This window comes from Flavobacterium suncheonense GH29-5 = DSM 17707 (genome assembly GCF_000430025.1).
In the GTDB taxonomy this organism is placed as follows: domain Bacteria; phylum Bacteroidota; class Bacteroidia; order Flavobacteriales; family Flavobacteriaceae; genus Flavobacterium; species Flavobacterium suncheonense.
The window spans coordinates 1-17,653 of the sequence record NZ_AUCZ01000009.1 but is presented as its reverse complement, the minus strand read 5'-3'; the positions used below and the strand labels follow the sequence as shown (position 1 = coordinate 17,653).

The window sequence follows — 17,653 nt, the reverse complement described above, 5'->3', positions numbered from 1 at the left end:
GAAGTTGTTAACAATTGGTTAAAAAAAGAAAGACAGCCTTGGTTTTAGCTGTCTTTTAATATAATTTTTATTTCTCTTTAACTTATTCGATCGTATGGACACCGATGTCGGTAACTTCTCCGTTTACGACCGTGACATTTTCAACGAGTACGGCAGGCAAACCGGTTGTGGCATCCGGGGTTAGGGTAACGGTATAGGTTCCGGCCGGAATTCCATTAAGCTGAAAGCTGCCGGTTTCGTTCGTATAGGCGGAAACTTCTGTTCCGTTAACTTGTGCAGACACCAGAGTTTGCAGACCGATTGGCAGCACCTGACCTTTTATGGCCCCTGAAGTTCCTTCGGTAATGACTCGAATTACCGGATGCAGGTTATAATTTCCGGAACCGCCGGCTTCCACTACCACCGAATGTTCCACATCAAAATCCAGAAGGAAGTTATAGGTTAACCCGGGTTCCAGAGTTTGGTTGACTTTTAGTTTTAATCCGGACTGCTGGGCACTTGGCGTATGCAGCGGATAGGTTACCCCGTCTTTCACCACGGTATTGTCATCGCCCAAAATCAGGCGGATCTGCCCTAAAAAACCGGAAGGAATATCATTATCAGCCAATAAAACATTGACCCCGCCGGTTAAATCCAAAAGGTTGTACACACCAGGATTGACATTCCCAAGGCTCACCCAACCTTCTTCTCCGGTATCGGCATTGCCTTTTACCATTACGTCCAGCACCTCAACGTTTACTTCGTCGTAATCGCCGGGCGCATCTGTCATTCGTACAGCTACGTGGGATGTTCCTTGGGTATCGTCATTGTCATTACAACTTGTCAATGAATAGGATAGCGGAGCAAACACTAATAGACCAAACAAATACTTTTTGAAATTTTTCATAAGAAACTGTTTTAAAATTAGTAATTTCATAACGTTTAAAAGACGTACTTCTTACAAGCTTTAACATAACTTAACGCTTTTTTATGTCTTTTTTGTGTTTTACCCAAACCGTCATCGGAAATGATTAACAAACGGCTCCTGATTAAAAACCTGTTGGCACATAACGATGAGAACAGTTTCTACGACAAGAAACGCCAGTTAAACCTGCACACCAAAGAAGGTAAAGCGAAATTCCTGAAGCACATCTGCGCCCTTTCCAATTCCAATCCGATGAACAACTCGTATATCGTGGTGGGCGTGGAAGACATGGACAACGAAATTGTGGGGGATGATTTCTTCGACGACAGCCGGATTCAGAATCTGGTGAATGCGTTTCTGGAAAATCCGCCGAAGATTCAGTATGAGAATGTGCCGTTTCCGGATTTACCGAAAGACAAAGTAGTGGGTCTGGTAACCATTAAGCCGAACAACAAGGTGTCCTTCTTCAAGAAAAACATTCATACGATTTTGGCCAAAACTGCCTTTGTGCGAAGAGGCAGCAATACGATGCCTGTGGAAGAACTTTCCGAGATTCCGACTTCAATTAAGACAAAAAGCTTAAACATGGAAACGGTAATCAGTATCGAAAACAATTCGAGAAACAGCATTGCGCATACTCTGGAAGGCGTTATCGATTTCATGAATAACCGCCATAAGGACATGAACCCGAGGTATCACGTTTTTAAGGAACTCTTCGTGGTGTGTTGGGCCGGTAATAAAAAGAAAGTACGCGACAAGACCTTTTTTTCCCGGGTAGACATTGAGCTGATTAACGAACAGGTAAAACTGTTTTATTCCGCCTTGGACGAAGTGACCATCGAATATGACGACCACACCTTTTCGATTACCGAATATGTACCGCTGGGCTTAAACGACAAAACGAGTTATTACCCACTGGAAAAAGTAACCTTACATTTTTACGACAACGGTTATTACAAAATGGAAACAACCATGCTGTTTGAACCGCCGGAATACAACCGGAAAATGCTGCATCATATTTACAATTCGAACCTGGCGCTGATTCAGAAATTGCAGAAAGGGTTAAATTTATCAGGACGGGAAAGCAAGGACTTGGAGAACTTACCTTCTACCCTGATGATTTGCTACCTTAACGGTTTTGAAGAGGCCAAAATGAAACTAATTGAAGCCAAACCATATTTAAAAGCGCTTGAAAACCAAACGGCTTATGTGTATTTTAAGGAAACGATGCGGGTGCTGCGGAAGGTCAAGTATAATTGATTGAAGGTTTTGCTTCGAACTCAGTTTTCAGCTTAACCATAAAACAAATCTACTTGAAACTTTTCAGCGACCTTGACAACTCTAAAACCACAATAATCAGGTTTCCTAAAAAATGTAACGGATATTTGCCCTTTTTCAGAATCGAGTAACGGGTATCGATTCCCAGACTGAGCAACAAATCAGGCTCGAAAACAAAATCTTCCTCCTGAATGAATTCTATTTTTTCGTTACATGTAATTTCGGAGTAAGTCTTGCCAAAAAAACCCTTTTGTTCTTGCTCCGAGAGTCGATCCGTATACAACTGAATGGCCAGACTCGTTTCAGACAACTTTACTAAACCGTAATTTTTCATGCTTGGGATTATGGATAAAATAATGATTTCAAAAATAATCCCAGTGAAAAAATAGTATGTGAGGTTTTTCCTCAAAAGTTGTTAAGTTATTAATCCTTGATTTCGGGCTTCGCGGATGATATCTTCGTCTCCGCCTCGGTCAATGCAGAAAATATCGCGGATTTTGGATTTCCTTTTCTCAACGGCGCTTTCGGTTAATTTTACTTCACTGGCAATGCTCTTGGTTTTAAATCCTTTGGATAACAAGGTAATAATCTGCCGGTTAACGCTGTCCAAATAATCTTGTCGGGTCAGCAACTGCTTGACAGATTCCTCCACGGTTTTGGAAAAATAAGTACCGCCTTCCAGCACAGTCGTGAAAGCCGTCAGGAGTTCATCGCCGCCAAAATCGCTTTTGATTAAAAGTCCTTCCGGATTTACTTTTTTGACAATATCGTAAATAACAAAAGATTCCACATGAGACGTTAAAATAAGTATCTTGGTTTGGGGAAATTGTTGTTTGATCAATAAAGCCAGATCTTCTCCGGAATGAATACCTCTTTCATCGTATGCCGGCATGCTTCGGTCTAAAAAAACCATGTCAAAAAAACCGGAAGTATCGGCTTTGGTAATTCGATGGTAAGCTTCTTCACAACTGTGACATTCTTCTATATTAAGTTCAATCCCTTGTTCGTTAAAAGACAGTATGGTCTTATAACCCATTATTTGGGAAGGATGATCGTCTACAAAAAGTATTTTTACAGCCATTTCGTGAAATTTCTCACAAAAATACCAAACTATGTTGGAATTGTCAAAATAATTTGTGTTCCCTGTTGTTTTTCTGATAAAATTTTGAGGGTTGCTCCTATTTCTGCTGCCCGTTCTTTCATGTTTTTTAAACCGATTCCGCCCTTTGCCTGATTCGTGTTAAAACCAACGCCGTCATCTGTTACGGAAACCACAATGGCGTTGTCTTTTTTCAACATCGTTATGGAAACGTTTTCAGCTTTGGCATACTTTCCGATATTCTGTAACGATTCCTGAAGGATGCGGTACACCTGAATTTTTACTGCACTTGAAACGGTCGTCCAGTCGATCGCCTCATCCGCCGTCACTCTAAAACGAACTGTCGAATGTTCTTTAATATTGGCCACCAGATTGTCTACCATCAAAACAAAATCGGAGGTGTCTGCAAAGAGATTCTGGTTTAAGTCGTGGGCTATCTTTCGGATTTCTTTTTCAATGTTCTGAATTTCATCGACCTGTTTCATGCAACGGGCAATGGTTTCCGGATCGTTTTTTTTGTTCAGAATGAAGAGATTCAGACGTATCGCCGTCAGTTTGCCCATAACGCCATCGTGCAATTCTCGGGAAATGCGTTGTTTTTCCATCTGTTTACCTTCTTCGATTTTCTGGTGCTGGTCCAGCATGAGCTGGTAAATCTCGAAATTGGCTTGCTGTTGCTTTTGTTTGTATTGCAATTCTCTATTTTTGGTACGTTGGGCTTTGACAATATACAGCAAAACCAACGCTATAATCAAAAAGAGACTGAAGCCCAGAATTAGCCGGCGTTGCGCCGAAATACGCCTGTTTTCGGCTTCTATGAGTTTTTTCTCGCTGGTGATTTCGTCGGTTTCAAATTCGATACGGGCAAATTTGTTTCGGGTGGCACGCTCTACGTTCTGAAGACTGTCACTTAAGGTAATGTAGCGCTCATTGTAGATGGTACTGTTTTTGGGATCGATTTTAGCAAGGAGTTCTAGTGCTTTTAATTCGTCTTCGAAGATTTTATTTTGACGTGCATCAACTAAGACACTATTAGCATATTGCAAAGCACTAAGAGTATCTTTTTTGAAGGCATGGTATTCAGAAAGATGTAACTTTGATGTTAACTGGATATGAGAGTTATTAATACTATCTCCAATTTTTAAGCAATTAACAAACGTTTTCAAACAACTATTATCACCCGTCTTAAATTTAGAGTATGCTAATGTATTAGTAAAATAAATATAACTAATCACATCACTCTTCTCAAAATCATCGAGAGAAAGTGCTCTCTGAGAATATTCGAGTGCTTCCTTGTATTTTTTCTGCTCTTGCAAAACAAGTGCGATATAATTCAATGGCTGTGCTTTAAGAAGTATATATTGTGGGTAATCTTTTAGTTTTTCAGCCTGAATTAATGATTTGTTATAGTAATTTATTGCTGTATTGTAGTCTTTCAATCCTCTAGAAGACATACCAAGAATTAAATAACAATCATAAACCAATCTAACATCATTTTTCTTAATCGCTTCTTTAAGAATTTCTATTACATTTACCTCACATTGTATGTAATTCTTTTCATACAATAAAATACATGCTTTATTATGAGCTACTCTTGGATTGATTTCATTAATTCCGGAATCTTTATATAACTTTTCAAGTTTTGTATAGTAATAATAAGCGCTATCATTTTTTAAAGTATAAAAATAATAATCCGCAATATTGTTTAATGATTTTACAATATGTACAGTATCCTTTTTAGCAGATGACAATTTATATATTTTATCCGATACCCTTTTAAAATCATCATATTCTTCAATATTGTAATACCTGTCTGCAATTTTGAACAAATAACCAATTGAAATTGAATCTTCTCTCTTATTCAGCAAATCATAAACTACATTAGTGTTCTTTAAGCGTTCCTGCTTAGATAAACGAAAATCATTAGCCTTAACCAAAAGGCTGTCGATTTCATTGATTTCTGTTTTGGACAATTTTAGGCTATCAGTTCTTTCACAACCAATCAAAAAAACAACGAGGAAGAATAATACAAATGCTTTTTTCAAGATAATTTGAATTGATTGGCTAAAATAGAAAAACTGATTTAATCATTAAAATTTATGGTCGCACTGGAGGTTTGGTTGGCGGATCTGTTTCCTCTCCTTCCTTAGAAACCGAATCCCGTTTCGTCATAAAATCAGAAAAATTAGGGTTGGCATTCATCTCTGTTTCTTTTTTAAAAGAAGGAGTTTCAATATCGTCTGCGGTACAGGAATAGAGGGTTAACAGGGCAAAAAGTGCCAGAATTACAGTTGTGGTGGTTTTCATCGTCCGTTGTTTTTTGTTACAACACAAAACTATTATAACAGAAAACCCTGGTTTTGTGGATTTTTATCAACATTTGTTAAATGTTTAAATTTTAAAAAACGGTTTGATTATCCCGATTGTTTTTAGGAAATTTGACTAAATTTTTAAACATCTCATGAGCAGAACTTTAGTCATCGGCGATATCCACGGCGGATTAAAAGCGCTCGAACAGGTACTCGAAAGAGCAAAAGTGACACCGGGCGACAAACTCATTTTTTTAGGTGATTTTGTAGACGGATGGAACGACACGCCCAAAGTGGTGGATTTCCTGATCGAACTCGAGCAAACGCACGACTGCATCTTCATCAGAGGCAATCACGAAGAAATGGTCCTGCGGTGGTTATCCGAAGGAGAAGACAACGAAGAGTGGCGTTTACACGGCGGACAATCTACCGTTGAAGTGTACGAAACCGTTCATGAAGAAATAAAAGGCCGTCACATCGATTTTCTGACCCGGCTGAACGATTACCATCTGGACGACAAAAACCGGCTGTTTGTGCATGCCGGCTTTACCAATCAAAAAGGCGTGCATTACGAATATTTCAAAGGCATGTACTGTTGGGACCGGACCTTGTGGGAAGCCGCACTGGCTATGGACAAAACCCTGTCCAAAAAAGATTTGTTCTATCCGAAACGCCTGGCCCTTTACGAAGAAATTTTCATCGGCCACACCCCTGTTACCCGCATCGGATACTCGGTACCGGTAAACCGTGCCAATGTATGGAACGTGGATACCGGAGCCGCTTTTAAAGGCCGGCTGACCATCATGGATGTCGACACCAAAGAGTTCTGGCAAAGCAAACCACTGCCGGAATTGTATCCGAACGAGCGCGGTCGGAACTAATCCGTATATTTGCAAAAAAATCACCGTCATGATTAAACGATTCATTCTTGCTGCGGTTGTACTTTTGGCCGGGTTGTCTGCACAGGCACAAAACAAAAACGAAGCAAAACTCAACATCCTGAATACCATCGCACTGGCTTCAGTGGAAGTGGGCTACGAACATTTTATCGACAGCAACCAGTCCATAGGCGCTGAAGTTTTAATCAACGACCAGTTTGCCTATTTTCTGGAAAAAAGCGGAAAAAAATTCAACACGAACAGCATTCTGGCTTCTTATAATTTTTATTTCAGCAACAGCGGAGACCGTGCTTCAGGCTATTATATGTACCCTTTCCTGAAATACCGTTTTGGCGATTTTGAAGAAAAAAAGACCGTGGAGGATGTGGTGGTTACTGTTAAAACCGACATGGACAGTTTCATTCTGGGACTCGGAGCCGGTTACAAATGGGTGTGGAACGACAAGTTTGCCGTTGCACCGTATGCCAGTATTGCCCGGAACTTCAGCGAAGACGTAAACGATAAATTCATTGCCATTGAAATCAACGCCGGTTTCAGCATCGGTTACCGTTTTTAAAAATAAGATTTCTATAACCCATCCCGATAATTCAAAACAAAATGAGCGTAATTGAAAAAAAACTGAAAGACCGCAGCGATTCCAAATGCGAATTGTGCGGCAATCCGCACGACTTAGTGGTTTACAACCTGCCACCGGAAAACAAAGAAAGTCTGGAAACCAGCATTTTGGCCTGTAAAACCTGTGTTGGACAAATTGAAAATCCCGAAACGACCGATCCGAACCACTGGCACTGTCTTTCCGACAGCATGTGGAACGAACATTTACCCGTTCAGGTAGTTTCCTGGCGCATGCTGACCCGTTTGAAAAAGAACGATTTACTGGAAATGATGTACTTGGACGACGAAGCCTTAGAGTGGGCCAAAGCCACCGGCGAAGGCGACGATGACGAAGGCAAAATCGTGCACAAAGATTCGAACGGGAATATTTTATTTGACGGCGATTCTGTAGTACTGATTAAAGATTTGGACGTTAAAGGCGCCAATTTTACCGCAAAACGCGGAGCCGCCGTACACAACATCAAACTGGTTTGGGACAACGCCGAACAGATTGAAGGCCGTGTGGAAGGCCAGCATATTGTGATTTTGACCCAGTATGTGAAGAAAACGAAGTAGTTTCAACTTCTGATAAACAAAAAACCCGATTCGTTTGAATCGGGTTTTTTTTATGAATTGAGTTGATTAAAAATCAAATTTGATTCCCTGCGCCAACGGTAAAGCCGTTCCGTAGTTAATCGTATTGGTCTGTCTTCTCATGTAGGCTTTCCAAGCATCAGAACCTGACTCACGGCCACCACCGGTTTCTTTCTCGCCACCGAACGCGCCACCGATTTCCGCACCGGAAGTACCGATGTTTACGTTGGCGATACCACAGTCTGAACCGGCTGCGGAAAGGAACAATTCCATTTCTCTCATGTTGTTGGTAAAGATCGAAGACGATAATCCCTGAGGCACCCCGTTTTGGATGGCAATAGCTTCTTCAATCGTTGAATATTTCATCACGTACAATACCGGTGCAAAGGTTTCGTGCTGTACGATTTCGAATTCGTTTTTCGCTTCGATGATACATGGCTTCACATAGCAACCGCTCTCGTAGCCTTCGCCTTCTAAAACGCCGCCTTCCACAATCATTTTGCCACCTTCGGCTTTGGCTTTCTCAATCGCTTTTAAGTAATCCTGAACTGCCCCTTTGTCGATAAGTGGCCCTACGTGATTGGTTTCGTCCAAAGGATTTCCGATTTTCAACTGTCCGTAAGCGCCTTTCAGCACCTCTAAGGTTTTGTCGTAAACGCTTTCGTGAACGATCAAACGACGGGTGGATGTACAACGTTGTCCTGCCGTACCAACCGCGCCGAACACTGCTCCTACCAATACCATAGACAAATCAGAATGTTCTGAAACGATGATGGCGTTGTTTCCTCCTAATTCCAAAATTGTGTTTCCGAAACGGGAAGCTACCACCTGAGATACGTGACGACCAATTCTTGTAGAACCTGTAAACGATACCAACGGAATGCGTTTGTCGTTGTTGATTAAATCTCCGGATTCGTTACCTACTACCAAGCAGCTTAAACCTTCCGGTAAATTATTTCTTTCCAATACAGTTTGGATGATGTTTTGACACGCTACCGCACATAAAGGTGTTTTGGAACTTGGTTTCCAGATACAAACGTCTCCACAAATCCACGCAATCATCGAGTTCCAAGACCATACCGCTACCGGGAAATTGAAGGCTGAAATAATACCCACGATTCCTATCGGATGCCATTGTTCGTACATTCTGTGCATCGGACGCTCCGAGTGCATGGTCAAACCGTACAACTGACGGGACATTCCAACAGCGAAGTCACAAATATCAATCATCTCTTGCACTTCTCCTAAACCTTCCTGATACGATTTCCCCATTTCGTAAGAAACCAATTTTCCAAGGGCTTCTTTATTTTTACGCAGTTCCTCTCCCATCTGGCGCACTATTTCGCCACGTTTCGGAGCCGGAACCAAACGCCAGGTTTTGAACGCTTCTTCTGCGGCGCTCATGGCTTTTTCGTAATCTTCTTTTGTAGCGGATTTTACTTTTCCGATCAATTCACCGGTTGCCGGAGAATACGATTCGATGATTTTTCCGTTGGAAAACCAGTTTTTACCGGTGGATGCTCCTTCGTTTATTTCTTTTAAGCCTAATTGCTGCAAGGCTTCCTGAATACCAAATTGGTCTACTGCAGTTGTTGTCATTAGTATAATTTAATTCGTTTTTTTATAATTTTTGCAAAGTTACTGTTTTTTGTTAAATCGGTAACGCATTCCTTTGTTAAAACTAACCTAAAGAAAACCAAATAGTTAGCTTTCATAGTTAGTCGTGAATCTAGGATCGGTTTCCATCACGGTGCCGCATTCCGTACAGGTGCGCAAGGCTTCCGAATTGTAAAAGTGCTGAAAATGAGGCAGAAAGTCCTTTTCGATGTCGTGCAATTCAAAATACACTTCATACAATTTGTGATTACAGTTTTCGCAATGCCACAACAAACCGTCGGTGAACCCTTTCCCGGCTCTTTTCCGTTCAATCACCAGACCGACAGAGCCTTCGCTGCGCACGGGAGAATGCGGCACCCGGGCCGGATTCAGATACATGTCGCCGGCTTTCAGTTCCATTTCTTTGCGCTCGCCTGCTTCCTGAATGACTACTTTGATTGTGCCTTCCAACTGGTAAAACAATTCTTCGGTTTCGTTATAGTGGTAATCTTTGCGGGCATTCGGGCCGGCTACTACCATTACGATATAATCTTCGGATTCCGCATAAAGGTTTTTGTTGCCAACAGGCGGTTTTAACAGATGCCGGTTGTCTTCAATCCATTGGCTCAGGTTAAATGGTTTTGGAATACTCATAAGTTCTGCATTTAGCTCCGCTAATTTACAAATAAAAAGGCCGACTCATGCCGACCTTTAACTATTATTTTGCTTCTTTTATCAGATAGATGTACACCGGAAAGTGGTCACTAAACCCTACTTCTCCGTTCGAGTTACGCAACGGGTAACCCTTGTACTGTCCTGTTTTCTGTACTAAGAACGGCTTGTTGTAAATTCCGGCTTTCCAGTAACGCCAGGACGAATAGTCGTTGCGGATTAACGGCTCGGAAACCATGATGATGTCGAACAGATCCCAGGCGTCGCGGTAGGCTAGGGTTCCCATGCCTTCTTCGGCCATTTTCTGCATCGGGTTGTACACCCCAAACGGTTTTACGTCTTCTTTTTTGCCTTTGGCGCCAACTTCCACTTTCACACTTTTGTTGAAACTGCCATCGTTTAAGTCGCCCATCGAAATAATCTTCGCGTTGGGATTGATGGCATACAAAGAGTCCATGATTTTTCGGTTCAGACGTCCGGCTGCCTCACGGTTCGGACTGCTTTTCTTTTCTCCTCCGGAACGGGACGGCCAGTGGTTCACAATTACATGAACTTCCTCTCCGTCAAGTAATCCGGTAACCAAAAGCTGGTCACGGGTGTAGATGCGTTTGGTCGTTTTATCGATATTGACATTGTCTTCTTTGTCGTCATCTGCCTCTTTTTCTTTTTTATAAGCATCTTTCTCATAAATCATCAGAGGGATGTTTTTATAACTGGTGGGTTGGAAATGTTTCTTCTTGTACAACAAAGCCACGTCAATCCCGCGTTTGTCCGGCGAATCGAAATGCACAATTCCGTAATCTTTGTTTATGATATTGGGTTGCTTCACCAAATCTTCCAGAACACCGCGGTTCTCCACCTCGGAACAACCAATCAAAACAGGCGATTCTTTTTGCGATTCTCCGGTTCCCAACTCGGCCAAAACCCGGCTTAAGTTTTCGAGTTTCTGTTTGTATTTTTTTCCGGTCCAGTTCTGTTTTCCGTCAGGCAGCCATTCCTCATCGTAATTCGGTCCGTTGATGGTGTCAAACAAGTTTTCAAAGTTGTAAAACGCAACTGTGTGCACCATAAATTTTTTCTGTTGCGACATAGCCGACACGCTTAAAAGGGCTACAGAAAAAACAAGAAAGAGTCTTTTTTTCATAAGAAAAATAAAAAGTTTTTTAATTGTTACTGGTCCGTAAACCAGTCATTCTGAAAAATTTACGACAATAATCAAGCCAAATTCAAAAACAGCAAATCCGTTTTTACATTTGGGGCAACAAAAGTAAAACAATAATCTAAAATGTTCACGCATATTTAATTAATATATTTTAAAATCCGGAAACAAGTGCAAAAAAACAGCTCAAACAACCAATAACAAGCCGAAATCCACCTTTTTAACCCTATAATTTAACATTCATCCCATATTAAATTCTGAATATTTATATTACCTTAGAATTAAGTTTTGCAAAAATTTCAAATTAGAGTATTGCTAGTTGGCTGAAAGTATGTAAATTTGCCACCCTTTCTTTTCTTATTAAATTAAAAGACAAGGAATTAACTTTAATTTTATTTATGAAAAAACTTGTAATTTGTACTTTATTTGTAATGCAAGTCGTTTTTGCCTGGGCGCAACAAAACCCGGCCTTAAAAGGTAAGGTTGTTGATTCCAAATCCCAAAAACCATTACAGAATGTTGTTGCAACCATTCAAAGCACGAATCAATCTGCATTGACCAACTTTGAAGGTGTTTTTGTTTTTCCAGTTGTTGCGGAAGGCAACCAAGCTGTTCAGATTAGCAGCCCGGGTTATACTTCACAAACTTTTGCAATTGAAATTAAAAAAGGAGAAACCACAGATTTGGGCATTGTCGTTTTAGAGGAAGACATTACTTCAGAACAGCAATTAGCCTTAGTAACCATCACCGAAAACGATTTGGGTGATGACAACAGCGGATCCGAAAGTACCTCAGGTCTTTTGCAGGCTTCCCGCGATGTTTACCAACAAGCGGCGGCTTTCAACTGGGGGCAGGCCCGTTTCAGAATCCGTGGTTTGGATAACGAATACGGAACGACTATGATTAACGGTATCGTAATGAATAAACTGTACGATGGAAGACCACAGTGGAGCAACTGGGGTGGTTTGAACGACGCGACCCGCAATCAGGAATTTACCATGGGTTCTGCGCCATCAGATTATACTTTTGGCGGAATCTTGGGAACCCAGGCAATCAACACCCGTGCCTCACATTACAGACCTGGAAACCGCGTTTCGTTTTCCGGTACAAACACAAACTACTCCTGGAGAGTTATGGGAACCCATGCTTCCGGAATGAATACTAACGGATGGGCTTTTGTGGTTTCCGCTTCCAGAAGATGGGCTGAAGAAGGCTATTTCGAAGGAACGGATTATGCGGCCAATTCTATTTTTGCCAGTGTGGAGAAAAAATTCAACGACAAGCACAGTTTGAACTTTACTTCGATTTACGCACAAAACAGCCGTGGGAAATCGTCTCCTAACACCAAAGAAGTAACCGATTTAAAAGGTATTGAATACAACTCCTACTGGGGATGGCAAGACGGTAAAAAGAGAAATTCCAGAGATAAAGACATCGAGGAGCCAATCATGATGTTGAGCCACTACTGGAAATTAACTCCAAAGACTACTTTAAATACCAATGTGGCATTCCAGACTGGTTCCATCGGAAATTCCCGCTTGGATTACCAACAGGCTAACAACCCGGATCCGACATACTACAGAAACTTGCCGAGTTATTATCTGAATTATCATAATAATGGTGTGTGGACACCGGATTATGCCGGAGCAACCGATGCGGAAAATTATTTCTTAAGCCACAGCCAAATCGACTGGGCAGCCATGTATGCCGCCAACCAGGCTACTGCCGCAGGAAACAGTGCTTATGTTCTATACGAAGACCGTACAGATGACACACAGATTACGGCTAATTCAATTTTAACTTCTGAATTATCAGACAACATCAGTTTAAATGCCGGTGCTACTTTCCGCAAACTGAAATCACACAATTATCAGAATTTATTAGACTTGTTGGGCGGTAACTATTTTATCGACAAAGATTTCTTTGCCAATACCGATAACGGTCAGTCTCAAGATGCCGATTTGAACAATCCGGATCGCTTAGTAGGCGAAGGGGACACTTACGGATATAACTACAATTTATTTGCTACCGTTTTTGACGGATTTGCGCAGTTTAAATTCAACTACAGAAAATTCGATTTCTATCTAAGCCAGTCTTTTTCCAGAACGGAATACAAAAGAGAAGGGTTATACCGCAATGGTATTTACGCCAACAACTCATTCGGCGACAGTGATAACATAATCTTCGAAAACTTTGGATTCAAAGGAGGTTTGACATACAAACTAACCGGAAATCACCTGTTCAACTTTAACGGAGCCTATTTGACAAAAGCACCTACACTTCGTAATACTTTTGCCAATGCCCGTTTAAACAACAACATTACACCGGATTTGGACAGCGAAAGAATTTTCAGTGCGGATGCCAGCTATATAATCCGAACTCCAAAATTCAAAGGTCGCTTAACCGGTTTTATCTCTAAGATTCAGAATACTTCGGAATTGTCTTTCTATTATGCAGAAAGCATTGGTGAAGATTCTGGCGATGCAGACTCTTTTGTAAGTGAAATTGTTACCGGAATGGATAAACAAAACATCGGCGCAGAGTTGGGATTGGAATACCAAATTACATCTACCATTAAGGCAAGCGCTGCAGCTTCTTACGGGCAGTACATTTACAGCAACAATCCGAACCTGAAACTTAACGATGATGCGCAGGCTTCAGCGACCAATCAGTATCCTGTTGTTGATTTCGGTAAGACTTACCTGAAAAATTACAGACAACCGGGCATGCCGCAACAGGCTTACTCTTTTGGTTTGGAATACCGTGACCCTCATTATTGGTGGATTGGAGCCAATGTGAATTATTTGGCAGACTCTTTCCTAGACGTTTCTAACGTTTTAAGAACCGATAACTTTGCTATTGACAGCAATAGCGGTGTTTCCTACCCTGGCGCAACGGAAGAAAGCGTTCGTGCCATGTTGAAACAAGAGAAATTTGACGATTTCACCATTGTTAACCTAACAGGGGGCAAATCTTGGATGATTGACCCAAAAACCAGAAGTACTGTTGGTTTCTTTGCTTCGGTAAACAACGTTTTTGACTTCCGATACAAAACAGGAGGTTTTGAACAATCCAGAAAAGCCACGTTCCCGGACATGCAACAAGACATGGCAAGCGGAACCCGAGGTTTTGGCCCTAAATACTTCTACGGTTATGGTAGAACGTTCTTTTTAAACTTCTACGTTAACTTTTAAACTAACAGACAATGAAAAATATATTTAAATCTGTTTTTATGCTTGCAGCAACTGCGGGTTTATTAACAAGTTGTGTAAATGAGGATGACTTTGATATTCCACCGGTGAAAGAGTTAATTCTTGCCGAAGGGTTTGAAACTACGACTACCGGAAGCGGATCTAACGAAGTGCCAATCGCGTTGGAAGGCTGGACAAATTACAATAGAACGGCAACCCGTAAATGGCATTCCCGCATTTTTAGCGACAACAAATACGCTGAGTTCTCATCTTTTTATTCAGATGCCGGAACCAACGATGAAGTGTGGTTAATCTCTCCTGCCATGGATTTGTCTTCCACTGCAAATGAACTTTTTTCTTTTGAAACTAAAATCCGTTTCTGGGCAGGTGCCTGTTTAACGGTTTTTGTATCTGAGGATTTTGACGGAACTCCGGACGGAATCGCAACGGCTACTTGGACCGAACTGAACCCAACTTTACCGGGATCAGGTCAAGAGGATGTATTTGTGAACAGTGGGGATCTTGATTTAAGTTCTTTCAACAGCTCAAATGTTCGTGTGGCTTTCAAATACACCGGAAGCAAACAAACTGGAGTAACCACTACCTATCAATTGGACAATATCAAGGTTTTTGAAAATTAATAAGCTATGAAAAACATTAAATTTTTAGCGATTCCTGCATTGCTGGCCACTTTGGTAAGCTGCGTTAATGGCGATGACTACGGTACACCTGATTTATCAGAGAAATGTGCAACGTTAGCAGTAACCAAACAAGTTAGTCAGATTACAGGAGCGGCTACCAGCAACAGTCCGCAACTTTATGCGGATCCTCGTGATGCTCAAGGCATTCAAACAGAAATAGGTGTAATCGAGGCTTATGTAACTTCCAGTGACGAAGGCGGTAATTTCTACAAGTCAATCTCACTTGTTTCGGGTACTGATGACAACGCAAAAGGATTTACCATTCCGGTAGACAACTATAACCTGTATACAAAATACGAGCCGGGCAGAAAAGTATACATTAAATTGGATAGCCTGTATTATAACTTCAGGACACAAACTGCTTCCTATGAAATAGGTAACTTGTACAATGGAAATCAGATTGGCCGTTTGTCTGGAGTAGAATTCGAAAACGTTATCACCAGAGGTTGTGACGACCAAAAAATTGATGAAGAACTTTTGGTTAAACACATGACTATTGCTCAAGCCAAAAACGATGCGAACATGCACAAACTTATTGAGTTTGACAATGTTCAGTTTTCCGATATCTCTGTTGGTAAAAAATATTTTGACCCAACTGTGAACAATATCGGTGGCGCAACCAATCACATTATTACCGATGAAGACGGAAACTCGATTGAGGTTCGTGTGAGTGAGTTTGTAACTTTTAAAAATTCTTCCATTCCTTCGGGTAATGGTAAAATTAGAGGAGTTCTTACTAAGTACAACAGTGGTTATCAATTTATGATCCGTACGCTAAATGATGTAACGCTTGACAACCCAAGACAAAATCCTGTTGTTGAAACTTTCGAGTCGTATGCAAACAATACCGCAACTTTTCCTAACTATTATAATATAAAAGTTATCGGAACCAACGACTGGTTTGTAGGTACTTTTAACGGAAATAAATACCTACAGGCAAGAAAAGGTGCCAGTACCGGTGCCACAAAAATTTTCTTTGTTATGCCTTACGACTTTGATACGTACACTAAACTGTCATTCCAAACCTTGTACGGATACATGTCGCTAACAAGCACACCAATTATGAAAGTTTACTATTCCACAAATTTTGATCAGACCAATCCGACGGCAAACCTTGTGGATATTACCAATAGCTTCACCTATTCCAACTACACCGGAACCTCATGGGCAAGTTCCTTTACCAATTCCGGTGTCCATACTTTTACAGGTGTGACCGGTCAGGGACATATCATTTTTGCTTATGATGTAGCTACTGCATCTACCACTAATGTTGAAACACGACCAGGTATTCAGTTAGACAATATCAAGTTTCAGTAATACAAACCTGATGCAATAAAAAAACCACTCTTTACAGGAGTGGTTTTTTTATTGACAATCTTTACAATGAAAAGACTTTAACAAAGTTAAGGAAGTAAAATGCGATGTGTTACGAAGATTCTCTACAGATGACACATCAATAGTGCAACTTGGCTGTTAACTGCAACCGACGTATACTTACAGAAACAAACAACTAACATTAAAAATGTATTCTAAATATATCATTTACAGACTTGGTTTTTTTATTGGATTGGTGGTTATAATTATTGGTGGCTATCTTAAATTTTGCAATAAAACTTCTTCAACTCAGTTTGATTATAGGAGATTGGGAACGTATACCCAAAAGCAGACAATAGATGGAAACGGAACCTTAATTTTAGGTGCTCTACTTTTGCTAGTTTCTCTGTGGATGTATAACGAATATAAAACCGAAAAAACAGAAAGAGATGAAAGGAAAGAAAAAGAAGAACTTGAGTTTTTAAATAAACATGATAAAGACAGCCACTAACCGCGGTTTTGAGCCATCGCAGTCCTTAGGAAATATTTGAGGGGTCGGTGATTTCTTTTTTCCGCGAAGTAAGGCTCTTTCTTGCAATCTTTTCAGTATATCTGCAAACATCAGTAACAAAACATCCGCCACAACCCTAAGCAGAGAGGACACTATTTTATGCCTCTACATATTTTACTAATGCAGAAAAAGACATCTGCAGTCCAAACAAACCGTCAATACGGGTGTTTTTTGTGAAATTTAATTTTTAAAACCAAGACCGCACTTTACAAACACTGTTTTTTGCATGTTTTCTTGATTTTAAGAATGTTTTACGTTGCCAAAGCAGTTTATATGCTAAACAAATTTTTACTTGGTTTAAAAAGCTTTTTAGCAATGAAAAACCTGAACGAAAACAAACTAACCTCCTAAGGGTTCTAAATACCCAAGTAGTACGCATAGAACGGTTAAATAATACAAATAAAAAACCCGCTGTATAGCGGGTTTTTTATAATGCTCGTAAAAATTATTTCTTCACAATCAAGAATTCCGAACGTCGGTTCTTAGCGTGTTCCTCTTCGGTACATTTTTCGCAAGCTACCTTCGGTTCGCTCTCCCCGTAGCCTTTGCCCGAGATTCTGTCTTTGGCAATGCCTTTAGAGATTACATACTGAACCGTCGATTTGGCTCTGCGCTCCGACAGGTTCATGTTGAACGCATCCGATCCGCGGCTGTCTGTGTGCGATTTCACCATGATAACCATCTCCGGGCTGTTCTTCATCACCTGAACCAGTTTGTCTAACTCAAACGCCCCTTCTCTGGTGATGTTGCTCTTGTTGAATTCAAAGAAGAT

17 protein-coding genes are annotated in these 17,653 nt (G+C 40.8%); 8 read left to right on the top strand and 9 right to left on the bottom strand.

Annotated elements, in window-relative coordinates:
• Positions 1–82 precede the first annotated feature (82 nt).
• Positions 83–886, bottom strand: coding sequence for a DUF4382 domain-containing protein (locus G498_RS0106440; RefSeq protein ID WP_026980424.1), 804 nt, complete (start codon positions 884–886; stop codon positions 83–85).
• Positions 887–1,006: 120 nt separating this feature from the next.
• On the opposite strand from G498_RS0106440, the gene G498_RS0106435 reads away from it, so the two are divergent.
• On the top strand, positions 1,007–2,164 hold the full coding sequence (locus G498_RS0106435) for an ATP-binding protein (protein ID WP_026980423.1): 1,158 nt from the start codon (positions 1,007–1,009) through the stop codon (positions 2,162–2,164).
• 49 nt (positions 2,165–2,213) lie between these two features.
• On the opposite strand, the gene G498_RS0106430 is transcribed toward G498_RS0106435, so the two are convergent.
• From G498_RS0106430 to G498_RS0106415, 4 genes are all read right to left on the bottom strand, one after another.
• Complete coding sequence (locus G498_RS0106430; RefSeq protein WP_026980422.1) at positions 2,214–2,516, bottom strand: hypothetical protein; 303 nt, start codon at positions 2,514–2,516, stop codon at positions 2,214–2,216.
• 81 nt (positions 2,517–2,597) lie between these two features.
• Positions 2,598–3,263 (bottom strand): response regulator transcription factor, encoded by a 666-nt coding sequence (locus tag G498_RS0106425; RefSeq protein ID WP_026980421.1) that lies wholly within the window; start codon positions 3,261–3,263, stop codon positions 2,598–2,600.
• 29 nt (positions 3,264–3,292) lie between these two features.
• The gene (locus tag G498_RS0106420; RefSeq protein WP_026980420.1) at positions 3,293–5,254 is read right to left on the bottom strand and encodes a tetratricopeptide repeat-containing sensor histidine kinase; all 1,962 of its coding nucleotides are present in this window, start codon (positions 5,252–5,254) and stop codon (positions 3,293–3,295) included.
• 124 nt (positions 5,255–5,378) lie between these two features.
• Positions 5,379–5,588, bottom strand: coding sequence for a hypothetical protein (locus G498_RS0106415; protein WP_026980419.1), 210 nt, complete (start codon positions 5,586–5,588; stop codon positions 5,379–5,381).
• Between the two features lie 154 nt (positions 5,589–5,742).
• Here G498_RS0106415 and G498_RS0106410 point away from each other — a divergent pair, with 154 nt between their 5' ends.
• Genes G498_RS0106410 through G498_RS0106400 form a run of 3 tightly spaced genes read left to right on the top strand, consistent with a single transcriptional unit; the run spans position 5,743 to position 7,659 of the window.
• The gene (locus tag G498_RS0106410) at positions 5,743–6,471 is read left to right on the top strand and encodes a metallophosphoesterase family protein (RefSeq protein WP_026980418.1); all 729 of its coding nucleotides are present in this window, start codon (positions 5,743–5,745) and stop codon (positions 6,469–6,471) included.
• 31 nt (positions 6,472–6,502) lie between these two features.
• Positions 6,503–7,045: an autotransporter outer membrane beta-barrel domain-containing protein gene (locus G498_RS0106405; protein ID WP_026980417.1), complete on the top strand. Its 543-nt coding sequence runs from the start codon at positions 6,503–6,505 to the stop codon at positions 7,043–7,045.
• A gap of 41 nt (positions 7,046–7,086) precedes the next feature.
• Entirely contained in the window at positions 7,087–7,659 is a 573-nt protein-coding gene (locus G498_RS0106400; protein WP_026980416.1) for a PhnA domain-containing protein, read from the top strand.
• A gap of 66 nt (positions 7,660–7,725) precedes the next feature.
• On the opposite strand, the gene amaB is transcribed toward G498_RS0106400, so the two are convergent.
• The 3 genes from amaB to G498_RS0106385 form a co-directional block, all read right to left on the bottom strand.
• Complete coding sequence (gene amaB / locus G498_RS0106395; protein ID WP_026980415.1) at positions 7,726–9,276, bottom strand: L-piperidine-6-carboxylate dehydrogenase; 1,551 nt, start codon at positions 9,274–9,276, stop codon at positions 7,726–7,728.
• 105 nt (positions 9,277–9,381) lie between these two features.
• Positions 9,382–9,927 (bottom strand): 3-hydroxyanthranilate 3,4-dioxygenase, encoded by a 546-nt coding sequence (locus tag G498_RS0106390; protein ID WP_026980414.1) that lies wholly within the window; start codon positions 9,925–9,927, stop codon positions 9,382–9,384.
• 64 nt (positions 9,928–9,991) lie between these two features.
• Entirely contained in the window at positions 9,992–11,089 is a 1,098-nt protein-coding gene (locus G498_RS0106385) for an endonuclease/exonuclease/phosphatase family protein (protein ID WP_117616531.1), read from the bottom strand.
• Positions 11,090–11,502: 413 nt separating this feature from the next.
• Here G498_RS0106385 and G498_RS0106380 point away from each other — a divergent pair, with 413 nt between their 5' ends.
• From G498_RS0106380 to G498_RS0106365, 4 genes are all read left to right on the top strand, one after another.
• On the top strand, positions 11,503–14,298 hold the full coding sequence (locus G498_RS0106380; protein WP_026980412.1) for a TonB-dependent receptor: 2,796 nt from the start codon (positions 11,503–11,505) through the stop codon (positions 14,296–14,298).
• Positions 14,299–14,309: 11 nt separating this feature from the next.
• Positions 14,310–14,936, top strand: a complete 627-nt coding sequence (locus G498_RS0106375; RefSeq protein ID WP_026980411.1) for a choice-of-anchor J domain-containing protein — start codon at positions 14,310–14,312, stop codon at positions 14,934–14,936.
• Between the two features lie 6 nt (positions 14,937–14,942).
• Positions 14,943–16,313: a DUF5689 domain-containing protein gene (locus G498_RS0106370; protein WP_026980410.1), complete on the top strand. Its 1,371-nt coding sequence runs from the start codon at positions 14,943–14,945 to the stop codon at positions 16,311–16,313.
• Between the two features lie 205 nt (positions 16,314–16,518).
• Positions 16,519–16,821: a hypothetical protein gene (locus G498_RS0106365; protein WP_026980409.1), complete on the top strand. Its 303-nt coding sequence runs from the start codon at positions 16,519–16,521 to the stop codon at positions 16,819–16,821.
• A 505-nt stretch (positions 16,822–17,326) separates the two neighbouring features.
• Here the strand turns inward: G498_RS0106365 and G498_RS14740 are convergent.
• A partial coding sequence (locus G498_RS14740; RefSeq protein ID WP_026980923.1) for an OmpA family protein occupies positions 17,327–17,653 on the bottom strand: 327 nt, incomplete at its 5' end.

What these genes read in the sequence shown, in the direction of transcription:
- G498_RS0106370 (WP_026980410.1), top strand. Translation starts at nt 14,943, where the DNA reads ATGAAAAACATTAAATTTTTAGCGATTCCTGCATTGCTGGCCACTTTG.
- G498_RS0106385 (WP_117616531.1), bottom strand. Translation starts at nt 11,089, where the DNA reads ATGAAAAAAAGACTCTTTCTTGTTTTTTCTGTAGCCCTTTTAAGCGTG.
- G498_RS0106425 (WP_026980421.1), bottom strand. Translation starts at nt 3,263, where the DNA reads ATGGCTGTAAAAATACTTTTTGTAGACGATCATCCTTCCCAAATAATG.
- G498_RS0106390 (WP_026980414.1), bottom strand. Translation starts at nt 9,927, where the DNA reads ATGAGTATTCCAAAACCATTTAACCTGAGCCAATGGATTGAAGACAAC.
- G498_RS0106440 (WP_026980424.1), bottom strand. Translation starts at nt 886, where the DNA reads ATGAAAAATTTCAAAAAGTATTTGTTTGGTCTATTAGTGTTTGCTCCG.
- G498_RS0106410 (WP_026980418.1), top strand. Translation starts at nt 5,743, where the DNA reads ATGAGCAGAACTTTAGTCATCGGCGATATCCACGGCGGATTAAAAGCG.
- amaB (WP_026980415.1), bottom strand. Translation starts at nt 9,276, where the DNA reads ATGACAACAACTGCAGTAGACCAATTTGGTATTCAGGAAGCCTTGCAG.
- G498_RS0106365 (WP_026980409.1), top strand. Translation starts at nt 16,519, where the DNA reads ATGTATTCTAAATATATCATTTACAGACTTGGTTTTTTTATTGGATTG.
- G498_RS0106380 (WP_026980412.1), top strand. Translation starts at nt 11,503, where the DNA reads ATGAAAAAACTTGTAATTTGTACTTTATTTGTAATGCAAGTCGTTTTT.
- G498_RS0106400 (WP_026980416.1), top strand. Translation starts at nt 7,087, where the DNA reads ATGAGCGTAATTGAAAAAAAACTGAAAGACCGCAGCGATTCCAAATGC.
- G498_RS0106415 (WP_026980419.1), bottom strand. Translation starts at nt 5,588, where the DNA reads ATGAAAACCACCACAACTGTAATTCTGGCACTTTTTGCCCTGTTAACC.
- G498_RS0106375 (WP_026980411.1), top strand. Translation starts at nt 14,310, where the DNA reads ATGAAAAATATATTTAAATCTGTTTTTATGCTTGCAGCAACTGCGGGT.
- G498_RS0106430 (WP_026980422.1), bottom strand. Translation starts at nt 2,516, where the DNA reads ATGAAAAATTACGGTTTAGTAAAGTTGTCTGAAACGAGTCTGGCCATT.
- G498_RS0106435 (WP_026980423.1), top strand. Translation starts at nt 1,007, where the DNA reads ATGATTAACAAACGGCTCCTGATTAAAAACCTGTTGGCACATAACGAT.